Below are 13,405 nucleotides of genomic sequence, written 5' to 3'. Positions count from 1 at the left end.
GCGTGCGGACAAGCGGCCGGGCGACGGTCCGCCGCCCCCGCCGCCGACGCTTCCGCCGCGGCCTCCTCGGCCTCCGCAGCCTCCCCGGCCTTCCCAGCCCCCTCGGCCCCCGCGGCAATGAGATCGTCCGCTTGTCCACTTGTCGGACCTGGGAAGCGGGCGGCACTGGGTGCCGGATACCGTGGAAACACCATGAGCGCTTCGCAGACCACCGACGATCCCACCCTTCTCGTCAAGATCTTCGGGAAGGACAGGCCGGGCATCACCGCCGGACTCTTCGACACTCTCGCCGCCTACTCCGTCGACGTGGTCGACATCGAGCAGGTCGTCACCCGGGGCCGCATGGTGCTGTGCGCGCTCGTCACCCAGCCGGCCGCCGGGCTCGAGGGCGATCTGCGGGCCACCGTGCACAGCTGGGCCGAGTCGATGAAGATGCAGGCGGAGATCATCTCCGGCCGGGGCGACAACCGTCCGCGTGGTCTCGGGCGCTCTCTGGTCACCGTGCTCGGCCATCCGCTCACCGCGGCGGCCACCGCCCGGATCGCCGCACGGATCACCGCGTCCGGCGGCAACATCGACCGTATCTTCCGGCTGGCCAAGTACCCGGTGACCGCGGTGGAGTTCGCGGTGTCCGGCGTGGAGACGGAGCCGCTGCGCACCGCTCTGGCCACGGAGGCGGCGGCACTCGGTGTCGATGTGGCGGTCGTCAGCACGGGTCTGCACCGGCGGGCGCAGCGGCTGGTGGTGATGGACGTGGACTCCACGCTCATCCAGGACGAGGTGATCGAGCTCTTCGCCCGGCACGCCGGCTGCGAGGACAAGGTCGCCGAGGTGACGGCGGCCGCGATGCGCGGCGAGCTGGACTTCGAGGAGTCGCTGCACGCACGGGTGGCCCTGCTGGCGGGGCTGGACGCCTCGGTGGTGGAGAAGGTGCGCAGCGAGGTGCGGCTGACTCCGGGCGCGCGCACCCTGATTCGTACGCTCAAGCGGCTCGGCTACCAGGTGGGGATCGTCTCGGGCGGCTTCACCCAGGTCACCGACGATCTGAAGGAGCGGCTCGGGCTGGACTTCGCGCAGGCCAACACGCTGGAGATCGTCGACGGGAAGCTCACGGGCCGGGTCACCGGCGAGATCGTCGACCGGGCGGGCAAGGCACGGCTGCTGCGCCGGTTCGCCGCCGAGGCGGGCGTTCCGCTGTCGCAGACGGTCGCGATCGGTGACGGCGCCAACGACCTGGACATGCTGAACGCGGCCGGTCTGGGGGTCGCCTTCAACGCCAAGCCGGTGGTGCGGGAGGCGGCGCACACGGCGGTGAACGTGCCGTTCCTCGACACGGTGCTGTATCTGCTCGGGATCACCCGGGAAGAGGTCGAGGCGGCGGACGCGCAGGTGGGGGGCTGAGCAGCACGCGGCTCCCGCCGTGCCCGCGCGGGACACGTCCGCGGGAGGCGGTCGGGCACCCGCGGGTGCCCGGCCGCCTCTTGCGCGCGACGCCGGACTACTCCGACGGCGCCCAGTAGTCGAGCAGCGTGGCCACGCCCGGCTCCAGGGCCTTCCAGGAGCCGTCGAAGGACACCAGGGCGAACGCCGCGGCGGGAAAACCACGACGGTTCATCCGCTCACGGGCGTCGCCCTCGGCCGAACCGCACAGCACCTCGGCCAGGCCGTGGATGCCCGGGTTGTGGCCGACGAGGATCAGGTTCCGTACGTCGTCCGGTGTCTCGTTGAGCAGGGTGATCAGCTCACCGGGTGAGGCTTCGTAGATCCGCTCCTCGTAGACGGTCTTCGGTCGCTGCGGCAATGCGTGGACCGCGAGCTTCCAGGTCTCACGGGTGCGGGTCGCGGTCGAGCACAGGGCCATGTCGAAGGAGATGCCGGTGTCGGCGAGCTTGCGGCCGGCGACCGGGGCGTCCTGACGGCCCCGCTCGGAGAGCGGTCGTTCGTGGTCGGCCACCGGTGGCCAGTCGGCCTTCGCGTGCCGGAAGAGGGCGATCCTGCGGGGTTCTGCGACGCTCATGGCACCCAGCTTCGCATGAAACAGAACACGAGGCGCAGGGAGTTGACATGCGGATTCCCGGCTGCCGCGGACGGCGCGGGGCCGCTTGCGGGGGCGCCCGGGCACGGTGGTGCGGGCGTCACCGGGCGAGCAGTTCCTGGAGGAGCCGAAGGAGCTGGACGGTCGCGGGGGTGTCGGTGGTGGCCGCGTGGGCGTCCGCCGGGTTCAGCACCAGGGCGAGCAGCGCGACGAACGCCAGCACGGGCAGGGCGAGGGCCCACCACGGCAGCCGGGTGTCGACGCCGTCCGTGGTCGCCGGGCGGGGCCGGGTGCGCGTACGGGCCGACATGGGCGCCTCCGTTGGTCTTCGAGGTCCGTGGACCGCCTCTCTTCTCGGTCGCTCTCGACGCTACGGAATCCGCGTGCCCCGCCCCATCCGGTGATCCACCCACTTGACCCTGACCCTCACCCCCTAGGGGACAGGGGGGTTGTCCCCACCTCCGGCCCGCCGGCACCCCGACTCCCCTGGTGGCCGGGCCGCTTCGCGGGTCCGCCGGTTCCCGGGCGGCAGGGCTGCGCCCGGTCATGGCGCACCGTGCCCGGCGCGGCCGTCAGGGCGCCGCCAGGGCCGCGACAACGGCGATGAGCACGAAGACGGCGAGGAACGCGCTGCACACGAGCAGCAGCTTCTTGTGGCCGTCCTTCGGGTCCGGGTCGAGTACAGGCTGCATGTGCCCCAGTCTCGCACCTTCCGTCCGGGACACGGCTTTCAAAGCCCGCCTCAGCGGGCCGTCTCGTCCTCCACCGTGCGGTTGCGGCCGGCCAGCCAGCCCATCGCCATCTGCGGGACCATCAGGCCGATCATGAGGGCGAGCGGCAGCTCCCAGCCCCCGCTGCTCTGGTACAGCACGCCCACCAGCACCGGTCCCGGGATCGAGATCAGGTAGCCGGTGCTCTGGGCGAACGCGGACAGCTGGGCCACGCCCCGGGCGGTCCTGGCCCGCATGCCGACCATGGTGAGCGCGAGCGGGAAGGCGCAGTTGGCGAGGCCGAGGAGCAGGGCCCAGGCCCAGGCCCCGGCGGCCGGTGCGACGTACAGACCGGCGTAACCGGCCAGGCCGCAGGCGCCGAGCACCAGCACGATCGGGCCCTGCCGGGGCAGCCGGGTGGCCAGGCGCGGGATGACGAAGGCCAGCGGCACGCCCATCACCATCGTGATCGCGAGCAGCAGCCCGGCCGTCCCGGCGGGGACGCCCGCGTCCCGGAAGATCTGCGCGATCCAGCCCATCGTGATGTAGGCGGCGGTGGACTGCAGTCCGAAGAAGACGGCCAGGGCCCAGGCCGTGGGGCTCCGGGTGATCCGCAGGGCCGGCGCCGGTGCCTCCGGCGCGGGGGCCGTCTCCTTCCGTGCGGGGGCGGTGCGGACCGGTGCCGCCGCCGCGGGTTCGGCTCCCCGGTCCCGCAGCAGGGGCAGCCACGGCAGCACGGCCACCGCGGCGAGCAGCGCCCACGCCGAGAGTCCCGACTGCCAGCTGTGGCCCAGCGCCCCGGCCAGGGGCACGGTCACCGCCGCGGCGGCCGAGGTGCCCAGGGCGAGGGCCATCGAGTACAGGCCGGTCATGGTGCCGATCCGGTCGGGGAACCAGCGTTTGACGATGACCGGCATCAGGACGTTGCTGACGGCTATGCCCATCAGCGCGAGCGCGCTGGCGGCCAGGAAGGCGGCCGTGCTGCCCACGTAGGGCCGTACGGCCAGTCCTGCGGCGATGGCGGCCATGCCCGCGCACATCACCGCGGCGGGCCCGAAGCGGCGGGCCAGCCGGGGGGCCGTGACGCCGAAGACGGCGAAGCACAGCGAGGGCATGGAGGTGAGCAGGCCGGCCACGGCGCCGCTCATGCCGAGTCCGGCGCGGACCTCCTCCAGGAGCGCGCCGAGGCTGGTGATGGCGGGGCGGAGGTTCAGCGCGGACAGCACGATGCCGATGACGACCAGGCGCGTCGTCCAGGTGCGCCGGGAGGTGTCCCGGACTTTCCACAGGGCGGTGGTCGCGGCCTTGACCCGTCCGGTCGACGAGGGCATGGTCCGGGTTTTCTCGCTCGGCATGGGCTCCATCATAGAATCATGGGATGAATTGCCGTCCGTGTTGTCCCGGTCGTTCCTGGTCGCCCCCGGCCGGCCTGTTCACCCCGGCCGTCCCGGTCGTCCGGGCCGTCCCGGCCGGTCCTGAGCCGTCCTCGCCGCGGACAGCTGCCTCCGGGTGCCCGTGCGAAGGTGTGGCATGTCACTGAACCTTCCGCGCCGATCGGCGCTGTCCGAACAAGTCATCGCCGCGCTGCGCCACCGGATCACCTCGGGCGAGTGGCCGGTCGGCTCCCGCATCCCGACGGAGCCGGAGCTGGTGGAGCAGTTCGGCGTCGCCCGCAACACCGTCCGCGAGGCGGTCCGGGCGCTCGCCCACAACGGCCTGCTGGACATCCGCCAGGGCTCCGGCACCTATGTCGTGGCGACCAGCGAGCTGGCGGGGGTGATGCAGCGCCGGTTCGCCGAGGCCGATCCGCGGCACATCGCCGAACTGCGTTCCGCGCTGGAGTCGGCCGCGGCACGGCTGGCCGCCGAACGGCGCACCGAGCAGGACCTCAAGCAGCTGCACGCGCAGCTGCTGCGGCGCGAGGAGGCCTGGCAGTCCGGGGACGCGGAGGCGTTCGTGACCGCGGACACCTCCTTCCACCTGGCGGTGGTGTCCGCCTCCCGCAACGACGTGATGATCGCGCTGTACGCGGATCTCGGCGAGGTGCTGCGCGACTGGCTGCGCGCGGACGTCGGCCCGAGCCTCGCCCCGGAGACGTACATGGACCACACCCGGCTGCTCGACGCCCTTCGCGCGGGCGACGCCGAGACGGCCGCCGCCGAGGCCGCGAGCTATCCGCTGCTGTGCCGTCCCGGCCGGTTCGGCCCGTCCGCCGCCGGCCGCTGACGGTCCGGGTCCTCGTCGCCCCCGGCCACGGTCCTCCGGACGGCCGGGGCCCCGACGGCGCAGAGCCCGCACCCCGGAAGGGTACGGGCTCTGCGCCGCATCGGGTCGGGCCGGGTGGCCGCGGTCACGCCCCCATGGCGTGCAGACCGCCGTCCACGTGGATGATCTCGCCGGTGGTCTTCGGGAACCAGTCGCTCAGCAGGGCGACGATGCCGCGGCCGGCCGGCTCGGGGTCCTTCAGGTCCCACTCCAGGGGGGCACGGGTGTCCCACACGGAGGCCAGCTCGTTGAAGCCCGGGATGGACTTGGCGGCCATGGAGCCGATCGGGCCCGCCGAGATGAGGTTGCAGCGGATGTTCTGCTTGCCCAGGTCGCGGGCCAGGTAGCGGTTGACGGCCTCCAGGGCGGCCTTGGCCGGGCCCATCCAGTCGTACTGCGGCCAGGCGTACTGCGCGTCGAAGGTGAGGCCGACCACCGAGCCGCCGTTCTGCATCAGCGGCAGGCAGGCCATGGTCAGCGACTTCAGGGAGTACGCCGAGACGTGCATGGCGGTGGCGACCGACTCGAACGGCGTGTTGAGGAAGTTGCCGCCGAGGGCGTCCTGCGGGGCGAAGCCGATGGAGTGCACGACGCCGTCGAGACCGCCGAGCTCCTCGCCGACGACGTCGGCCAGGCGGCCCAGGTGCTCGTCGTTGGTGACGTCGAGCTCGATGACCTTGGTGGGCCTCGGCAGCTTCTTGGCGATGCGCTCGGTCAGCGTGGGCCGCGGGTAGGCGGTGAGGATGATCTCGGCGCCCTGCTCCTGGGCCAGCTTGGCCGCGTGGAAGGCGATGGAGGACTCCATCAGCACACCGGTGATCAGGACGCGCTTGCCCTCGAGAATTCCGCTCATGTTGATCAGTGACCCATTCCCAGTCCGCCGTCAACGGGGATGACGGCTCCAGTGATGTACGAGGCGTCGTCCGAGGCGAGGAACCGCACCGTGGCGGCGATCTCCTCCGGCTGCGCGTACCGGCCGAGCGGCACCTTCTCCAGGATCTCCTTGCGCTGCTCCTCCGAGAGCGCCCGGGTCATGTCGGTGTCGACGAAGCCGGGGGCGACGACATTGAAGGTGATGTTGCGCGAGCCCAGCTCACGGGCGAGGGAACGCGCGAAGCCGACCAGGGCGGCCTTGGAGGCGGCGTAGTTGGCCTGCCCCGCCGATCCGAGCAGACCGACCACCGAGGAGATCAGGACGACACGGCCCTTCCTGGCCCGCAGCATGCCGCGGTTGGCGCGCTTGACGACACGGAAGGTGCCGGTGAGGTTGGTGTCGACGACCGAGGTGAAGTCCTCCTCGGACATGCGCATCAGGAGCTGGTCCCTGGTGATCCCGGCGTTGGCGACGAGAACCTCGACGGGGCCGTGCTCGGTCTCGATCTCCTTGTAGGCCCGCTCCACCTGCTCGGGGTCGGTGATGTCGCACTTGACGGCCAGGCAGCCCAGTTCCTTGAGCTCGGCCGGCGGCTCCCCCGACCGGTATGTGATCGCGACCTTGTCGCCGGCTTCGGCGAACGCGCGGGCGATGGCGAGGCCGATGCCCCGGTTGCCTCCTGTGACGAGAACCGAGCGGCTCAACGGATCACCCTTTCGATAGCGGTCTCTCAGCGTTCCGACAACCGCCCGGGCACCCGGACGGCAGGCGGCTTCACCGAAAACCTATCGGTCCGACCACGTCGAAGGGCAATCCGGCACCGACAGTGGCGCCTCCTTGCTCCTGTCGGGTTCCTACAGTCGCCGCCCGGAGCCAGTCCTCCGCTCCGGGAGCGTGAGCGGTCGGGCCGGCCTGCCGGCAGCGTGAGCAGGGCCGGGGAGTCCACGCGGATCACCGGTCGTCGCCCTCTCGCTCGACGAGCAGAAGCCCGACCGGACCGGGGGCGCCGGCAGGAAGGCCGTACGGCGGCAGCCGGTCGATCCGCAGAGCCTCCTCCCCCGTCGGGACATGCACGCCGTCCCCCTCACCGATGCCGGCGAGCCGGGCGTTCACCTCGCCCCACCGCCACACGGGTGAGCGGCCGGCCGCACCTCCGGGTGCGGGAAAGGGCTCCTTGCCGGCCCGCCGCTCTCCACTGATCCACTGCTGTGCGCTCCCCCTGCAGTACGTTCTGCCGCGAGCACCCGGTACGCCCGGCTTCCGAGCGATCCCCGCACGGGAGTGCCCGGCTCCCCGGGAGCGGGGCGCGGCAGCGGATCCGTTCGCCCACGGGGGTCTCGGCCACCTGCCGGTCCGGGGCGAGCAGTTCGACGAGCGCCGGCCCGCGCCCCGACCCGGCGTACGGATCGTCGAGTCGTACGCCCGTGGAGCGCGGCCGGAGGTCGCGGCGCGGGTCGTGGAGGCGGACCCGGGCGGCGGTGGGGGCAAAGACCCCGCCGCAGAGGGCGGTTCCCGGAGTCCGCGGTCACCGGCTCCGGCTCCGCCACGAGCGGGACGAAGTCGCCGCAGGCCCGGACCGCGTTGCCGCACGGCTCGGAGAGCACCGGCTGTACGGCGTGGGTGAGTTCGCCGTCGGAGAATCTGATCGGCGCGGCCTGTGTGGCGGGGCGGACGACGTCCGCGTCCTCGCGGACGCTTCGAACGCATCGGCGCTGCGGTGCTTTCGATGGACGACACGTTGGCACTCATCGCCCAGCCGGAAGAGAGAAGCCGCAAGTGAACCGCGAGGCAGAGCTTTACGACTTCGGCCTCACCGGCGTCACTTGGCGCGAGCCGAGTGCGGGCGCGGGCGAGCACGACTGCGGCGAAATCGCCGAACTGCCCGGCGGTGGACGGGTCGTGCGGGACTCCAGGGACCCCGGCCGGGAGCCGCTGCGGTCCACCGCGTCGGGGCGGGCCGCGTTCTGCGAGGGAGTCGCGGCCGGGGGCCTCTGAGCCGGTCCGGGCGAAGGGGTGCCGGCGGCACGGTGCCGTGCCCGGTCCGTTTCTCGCCGTACGGCGGGGGGAGACGTGCTTCACTTCACTCTTGCGCCGAACCGCGCAAGCAGGACGTAACCACCGGCCGGAGCGAAGGGAAGCCGTTCGTGCCCCATGAAGTCGATCAGTCATTCCTGGACCTGCCCCTGCGCCCCCTGGCCGACGCCGCGCTGGCACGCGCGCGTGCGCTCGGCGCCGAGCACGCGGACTTCCGGTTCGAGCGGGTGCGCAGTGCGGCCTGGCGGCTGAGGGACGCACGACTGGCCGGGTCGTCGGACACCACCGACCTGGGCTACGCGGTGCGGGTCGTGCACAACGGGGCGTGGGGGTTCGCCTCCGGGGTGGACCTGAGCCTGGACGCGGCCGCGCAGGTCGCCTCGCAGGCCGTGGCGATGGCCAAGCTGTCCGCCGAGGTGATCCGGGCCTCCGGGTCCGACGAGCGGGTGGAGCTGGCCGACGAGCCGGTGCACGCCGAGAAGACCTGGGTGTCGTCGTACGAGATCGACCCCTTCTCCGTGCCCGACGAGGAGAAGACCGGGCTGCTCGCGGAGTGGAGTGCGCGGCTGCTCGCCGCCGACGGGGTCGACCATGTCGACGCCTCGCTGCTCACCGTGCACGAGAACAAGTTCTATGCCGACACCGCGGGGACCGTGACGACCCAGCAGCGGGTGCGGCTGCATCCGGAGCTGACCGCCGTGTCGGTGGACGACTCCAGCGGGGAGTTCGACTCCATGCGGACGCTGGCCCCGCCCGTCGGGCGCGGCTGGGAGTACCTGACCGGGACCGGCTGGGACTGGGACGGCGAGCTGGAGCAGATCCCCGAGCTGCTCGCCGAGAAGATGCGGGCGCCGAGCGTCGAGGCGGGCGTCTACGACCTGGTCATCGACCCCTCCAATCTGTGGCTGACCATCCACGAGTCCATCGGGCACGCCACCGAGCTGGACCGGGCGCTGGGCTACGAGGCCGCCTACGCCGGCACCTCCTTCGCCACCTTCGACCAGCTCGGCAAGCTGAAGTACGGCTCCGAGCTGATGAACGTCACCGGTGACCGCACCGCCGAGCACGGCCTCGCGACCATCGGCTACGACGACGAGGGCGTGGAGGCCCAGTCCTGGGACCTGATCCGGAACGGGATCCTGGTCGGCTACCAACTGGACCGCAGGATCGCGAAGCTGACCGGGTTCGAGCGGTCGAACGGGTGCGCGTTCGCCGACTCCCCCGGGCATGTGCCCGTGCAGCGCATGGCGAACGTGTCGCTCCAGCCGGATCCGGCCGGGCTGTCGACCGAGGACCTCATCGGCGGCGTCGACCGGGGGATCTACATCGTCGGGGACCGGTCCTGGTCCATCGACATGCAGCGGTACAACTTCCAGTTCACCGGGCAGCGGTTCTTCCGGATCGAGAACGGGCGGCTGGCCGGGCAGCTGCGGGACGTCGCCTACCAGGCGAACACCACCGACTTCTGGGGCTCCATGACGGCCGTGGGCGGCCCGCAGACCTATGTCCTCGGGGGCGCCTTCAACTGCGGCAAGGCCCAGCCCGGACAGATCGCGGCCGTCTCCCACGGCTGCCCGTCGGCCCTCTTCAGGGGTGTCAACGTCCTCAACACCGCCCAGGAGGCCGGCCGATGAACGTCCGCCTCGGAAACGGCCGGGGGACCGGAGGGCACCCCCGGGGAAAGCACAGTCTCAACACGATTCAGGAGGCCGGTCGATGAGCCCGCGCAAGGTCAAGCCGCACGAGGTCGTCGAGCGCGCTCTCGCGCTGTCCCGGGCCGACGGGTGCATCGTGATCGCGGACGAGTACTCGACCGCCAATCTGCGCTGGGCGGGCAACGCGCTCACCACCAACGGGGTCACACGCGGGCGGACGCTCACCGTCGTCGCCGCCGTCGACGGCAAGGAGGGAACCGCCTCGGGCGTCGTGTCGCGGGCCGCCGTGACGGAGGACGAGCTGGAGCCGCTGGTGCGGGCCGCGGAGGCCGCCGCGCAGGCGGCGGGACCGGCCGAGGACGCGCAGCCGCTGGTCACGGACGTACCGGAGTCCCCCGGCTTCACCGACGCGCCCGCCGAGACCTCCTCGGCGGTGTTCACGGACTTCGCACCGGCCCTCGGGGAGGCGTTCGCCCGGGCGCGGGCCGGCGGCCGTGAGCTGTACGGCTTCGCCCACCACCAGATGGTGTCGACCTATGTGGGGACGTCGACGGGGCTGCGGCTGCGGCACGACCAGCCGAACGGCACGCTGGAGCTGAACGCGAAGTCCCCGGACCGTACGCGCTCGGCCTGGGCGGGCCGGTCGACACGTGACTTCAAGGACGTCGACCCGACGGCGCTGGACGCGGAGCTGGCCGTACGGCTCGGCTGGGCCGAGCGGCGGGTCGAGCTGCCCGCCGGACGGTACGAGACGCTGCTGCCGCCGTCCGCGGTCGCCGACCTGCTGATCTACCAGTTGTGGTCGTCGTCGGGCCGGGACGCGGCCGAGGGGCGCACGGTGTTCTCCAAGCCGGGCGGGGGCACACGCATCGGCGAGAGGCTGAGCGAGCTGCCGCTGACGCTGCGCAGCGATCCGCACGAGCCCGGCCTGGAGTGCGCGCCGTTCGTGGTCGCGCACACCTCCGGACACGACCAGTCGGTGTTCGACAACGGGCTGCCGGTACGGGCCACCGAGTGGATCGCCGACGGTGTGCTGAAGCACCTGCTGACCACCCGGCACAGCGCCGCTCTGACCGGGCTGCCCCTCGCCCCGTCGGCCGAGAACCTGATCCTGGAGGGCGGCACCGGCCGCTCGCTGGAGGAGATGGTCGCCGGCACCGAACGGGGACTGCTGCTGACCTGCCTGTGGTACATCCGCGAGGTGGATCCGGCGACGCTGCTGTTGACGGGGCTGACCCGGGACGGGGTGTACCTGGTGGAGAACGGCGAGGTGACCGGCGAGGTCAACAACTTCCGTTTCAACGAGTCGCCGGTGGACCTGCTGCGCCGGGCGACCGAGGCCGGGCGCACCGAGAAGACCCTGCCGCGGGAGTGGAGCGACTACTTCACCCGGACCGCCATGCCCGCGCTGCGCGTCCCCGATTTCAATATGAGCTCCGTCAGCCAGGGCGTATAACCTCGTATGCGTTCGCGGCCGGGATCACCCGGCCGCCTGAAGACGTCGAACAGCACGAGGAGACACGAGAACCGTGACGGACATCGTCGACGAGCTGAAGTGGCGGGGTCTTTTCGCCCTGTCCACCGACGAGGGCGCTCTGCGCAAGGCGCTCGCGGACGGTCCCGTCACGTTCTATTGCGGTTTCGACCCGACGGCGCCGTCGCTGCATGTGGGGCACCTGGTGCAGGTGCTCACCATGCGCCGGCTCCAGCAGGCCGGCCACCGGCCGCTGGCGCTGGTCGGCGGCGCCACGGGGCTGATCGGCGATCCGCGCCCGACCGCGGAGCGCACGCTGAACGATCCGGAGACGGTGGCCGGCTGGGTGGAGAAGCTGCGCGGCCAGATCGAGCCGTTCCTGTCCTTCGAGGGCGAGAACGCCGCGGTCATGGTGAACAACCTGGACTGGACCCGGAATCTCTCCGCGATCGAGTTCCTGCGGGACATCGGCAAGCACTTCCGTGTCAACAAGATGCTGACGAAGGACTCGGTGGCCCGGCGGCTGGAGTCCGACCAGGGCATCAGCTACACCGAGTTCAGCTACCAGATCCTGCAGGGCATGGACTTCCTCCAGCTCTACCGGCGCTACGGCTGCACGCTCCAGCAGGGCGGCAGCGACCAGTGGGGCAACCTCACCGCGGGGCTGGACCTGATCCACCGGCTGGAGCCGGACGCCGAGGTGCACGCGCTGGCGACGCCGCTGATGACGAAGGCGGACGGCACCAAGTTCGGCAAGACCGAGAGCGGCGCCGTCTGGCTCGACCCGGAGATGACGACGCCGTACGCGTTCTACCAGTTCTGGCTGAACACGGACGACCGGGACATCTCCCGGTACATGCGCATCCTGTCCTTCCGGTCCCGCGAGGAGCTGGAGGAGCTGGAGCGGCAGACCGAGGAGCGTCCGCAGGCGCGGGCCGCGCAGCGTGCGCTGGCGGAGGAGCTGACGACGCTGGTGCACGGCGCCGAGCAGACGGCCGCCGTGGTCGCCGCGTCCAGGGCGCTGTTCGGCCAGGGCGAGCTGACCGGGCTGGACGAGCGGACGCTGGCCGCGGCGCTGCACGAGGTGCCGCACATCAAGGTCGCCGGGCTCGCCCCGGTGGTCGACCTGTTCGCCGAGGTCGGCCTGGTGCCCAGCAAGTCGGCCGCCCGCCGCACGATCAAGGAGGGCGGCGCCTACGTGAACAACGTCAAGGTCGCCGCCGAGGACGCGGTCCCCGCCCGGGAGGACCTGCTGCACGGCCGCTGGCTGGTGCTGCGGCGGGGCAAGAAGAACCTGGCGGCCGTCGAGGTCACGGGCGGCTGAGCCCGGCGCGGACCGCCGGCCGGGGCAGCGGGTCCGGCCCAGGGGGACACCCCTACATCTGCTGGGCCCGCTGCCGCTTCTTGTTGCCCCACAGGGCCATGTACGCCATGTCGCCGAGGCCGACGATGATGACGGCGGCCACGAGCTGGAAGAGATGCCGGATCCAGTCGATGCCGCGGGTCGAGCCGACCCCGACGGCATGGGCGACCGCGTTGCCGATGATTCCGCCGATGATTCCGAAGATCGTGGTCAGCCAGAGCGGGCTGTGCTGCTTGCCGGGGATGATCGCCTTCGCGATCAGTCCCAGGATGAAACCCACGATGATCGCCCACAACCAGCCCATGGTCGCCTCCTCGTCCGGCTCGACGTGAGCATTGCCCTCAGTGTCCGCTCTGTCACCGTACGTCGCACGTCGAACGGGGGCGACCCGGCCTCGTGGGTGCCGTCCATGCGGCGTAACGTGGGAAAAACACGGACGGTATTTCCGACCGGTCGGGGAAGGGATACGGGCCGGGACAGGGTCCGATGCGGGCGGATGGTGACGGTGATGCGGAAACTGCACGGCAGGGGCAACGGCCAGGTGTTCCGGATCACGGGCGCCCGTACCGGTCTGCAGGAGGACGTGCGCGCACGTCAGCGCCGGTATGTCATCTCGATGTCGATCCGCACGGTGTCGGTGGTTCTCGCGGTGGTGCTGTGGCAGGTCGAGCGGCACATGGCGATCGTGGCGCTGGTGCTCGGCATGGTGCTGCCCTACATCGCCGTGGTGGTCGCGAACGCGGGCCGGGAGAAGCCCCCCACGCTGCCGTCCACGTTCGTCACCATGCCGATGAAGCCGATGATCGCTCCCCCGCCGGCCGAGGAGGACGATTTCACCCGATCCGCCCCGGAAGGCGCCGCCGCCGATCCCGCGGCGGGCACGGCGGGCAAGCCGCACCACCGAGCCTGAGCGGTGCCGATGACCGCCCCTGGCCAGGAACTTTCCGGGAACCTCAAGAAAAGCTCAGATCAATCGTGCTGTTCCGGTGCCGGGC

General features: G+C 71.7%; 15 protein-coding genes. 7 read left to right on the top strand and 8 right to left on the bottom strand.

The genetic code is table 11. The features are described 5' to 3' along the window. The first annotated feature begins 192 nt into the window (after positions 1-192). A complete protein-coding gene (serB, locus tag CCN35_RS05325) occupies positions 193-1,401 on the top strand; it encodes a phosphoserine phosphatase SerB (RefSeq protein WP_067390722.1) in 1,209 nt (402 codons plus the stop codon). A gap of 97 nt (positions 1,402-1,498) precedes the next feature. Here the strand turns inward: serB and CCN35_RS05320 are convergent, their stop codons facing one another. The 4 genes from CCN35_RS05320 to CCN35_RS05305 form a co-directional block, all read right to left on the bottom strand. Beyond that, the gene (locus CCN35_RS05320) at positions 1,499-2,017 is read right to left on the bottom strand and encodes a SixA phosphatase family protein (RefSeq protein WP_067390719.1); all 519 of its coding nucleotides are present in this window, start codon (positions 2,015-2,017) and stop codon (positions 1,499-1,501) included. Between the two features lie 118 nt (positions 2,018-2,135). Then, positions 2,136-2,345, bottom strand: a complete 210-nt coding sequence (locus CCN35_RS05315) for a hypothetical protein (RefSeq protein ID WP_067390716.1) — start codon at positions 2,343-2,345, stop codon at positions 2,136-2,138. A gap of 262 nt (positions 2,346-2,607) precedes the next feature. Further along, the gene (locus CCN35_RS29940) at positions 2,608-2,727 is read right to left on the bottom strand and encodes an SGM_5486 family transporter-associated protein (RefSeq protein ID WP_086791673.1); all 120 of its coding nucleotides are present in this window, start codon (positions 2,725-2,727) and stop codon (positions 2,608-2,610) included. A gap of 50 nt (positions 2,728-2,777) precedes the next feature. After that, positions 2,778-4,112, bottom strand: a complete 1,335-nt coding sequence (locus CCN35_RS05305; protein ID WP_079129580.1) for a CynX/NimT family MFS transporter — start codon at positions 4,110-4,112, stop codon at positions 2,778-2,780. Positions 4,113-4,275: 163 nt separating this feature from the next. Here CCN35_RS05305 and CCN35_RS05300 point away from each other — a divergent pair, with 163 nt between their 5' ends. Then, the gene (locus CCN35_RS05300; protein WP_067390713.1) at positions 4,276-4,971 is read left to right on the top strand and encodes a FadR/GntR family transcriptional regulator; all 696 of its coding nucleotides are present in this window, start codon (positions 4,276-4,278) and stop codon (positions 4,969-4,971) included. A gap of 124 nt (positions 4,972-5,095) precedes the next feature. On the opposite strand, the gene fabI is transcribed toward CCN35_RS05300, so the two are convergent. The 3 genes from fabI to CCN35_RS29225 all read right to left on the bottom strand — a co-directional run bounded on the left by fabI (position 5,096) and on the right by CCN35_RS29225 (position 6,997). After that, the gene (gene fabI / locus CCN35_RS05295; RefSeq protein WP_067390710.1) at positions 5,096-5,863 is read right to left on the bottom strand and encodes an enoyl-ACP reductase FabI; all 768 of its coding nucleotides are present in this window, start codon (positions 5,861-5,863) and stop codon (positions 5,096-5,098) included. Between the two features lie 5 nt (positions 5,864-5,868). Then, the gene (gene fabG, locus CCN35_RS05290) at positions 5,869-6,588 is read right to left on the bottom strand and encodes a 3-oxoacyl-[acyl-carrier-protein] reductase (RefSeq protein ID WP_067390707.1); all 720 of its coding nucleotides are present in this window, start codon (positions 6,586-6,588) and stop codon (positions 5,869-5,871) included. Positions 6,589-6,835: 247 nt separating this feature from the next. Continuing rightward, positions 6,836-6,997, bottom strand: a complete 162-nt coding sequence (locus tag CCN35_RS29225; protein WP_236560558.1) for a hypothetical protein — start codon at positions 6,995-6,997, stop codon at positions 6,836-6,838. A gap of 663 nt (positions 6,998-7,660) precedes the next feature. On the opposite strand from CCN35_RS29225, the gene CCN35_RS05280 reads away from it, so the two are divergent. From CCN35_RS05280 to tyrS, 4 genes are all read left to right on the top strand, one after another. Beyond that, on the top strand, positions 7,661-7,879 hold the full coding sequence (locus tag CCN35_RS05280) for a DUF397 domain-containing protein (RefSeq protein ID WP_086791671.1): 219 nt from the start codon (positions 7,661-7,663) through the stop codon (positions 7,877-7,879). A 149-nt stretch (positions 7,880-8,028) separates the two neighbouring features. Continuing rightward, positions 8,029-9,552 carry a TldD/PmbA family protein gene (locus tag CCN35_RS05275; RefSeq protein WP_067390698.1) on the top strand — a complete coding sequence of 508 codons (1,524 nt, stop codon included), beginning with the start codon at positions 8,029-8,031 and terminating at the stop codon, positions 9,550-9,552. An 82-nt stretch (positions 9,553-9,634) separates the two neighbouring features. After that, a complete protein-coding gene (locus tag CCN35_RS05270) occupies positions 9,635-11,029 on the top strand; it encodes a TldD/PmbA family protein (protein ID WP_067390695.1) in 1,395 nt (464 codons plus the stop codon). 73 nt (positions 11,030-11,102) lie between these two features. Next, on the top strand, positions 11,103-12,371 hold the full coding sequence (gene tyrS / locus CCN35_RS05265; RefSeq protein WP_067390692.1) for a tyrosine--tRNA ligase: 1,269 nt from the start codon (positions 11,103-11,105) through the stop codon (positions 12,369-12,371). Positions 12,372-12,423: 52 nt separating this feature from the next. Here the strand turns inward: tyrS and CCN35_RS05260 are convergent, their stop codons facing one another. Next, positions 12,424-12,714, bottom strand: coding sequence for a GlsB/YeaQ/YmgE family stress response membrane protein (locus CCN35_RS05260; protein ID WP_067390689.1), 291 nt, complete (start codon positions 12,712-12,714; stop codon positions 12,424-12,426). 204 nt (positions 12,715-12,918) lie between these two features. Here CCN35_RS05260 and CCN35_RS05255 point away from each other — a divergent pair, with 204 nt between their 5' ends. Beyond that, positions 12,919-13,320, top strand: a complete 402-nt coding sequence (locus CCN35_RS05255) for a DUF3099 domain-containing protein (protein WP_067390801.1) — start codon at positions 12,919-12,921, stop codon at positions 13,318-13,320. Positions 13,321-13,405 lie beyond the last annotated feature (85 nt).

The sequence above is a fragment of the Streptomyces thermovulgaris genome, from assembly GCF_002155915.1.
Taxonomy (GTDB): Bacteria; Actinomycetota; Actinomycetes; order Streptomycetales; family Streptomycetaceae; genus Streptomyces; species Streptomyces thermovulgaris.
The sequence above is the reverse complement of the archived record's forward strand: the minus strand, read 5'-3'. Positions and strand labels throughout refer to the sequence as shown.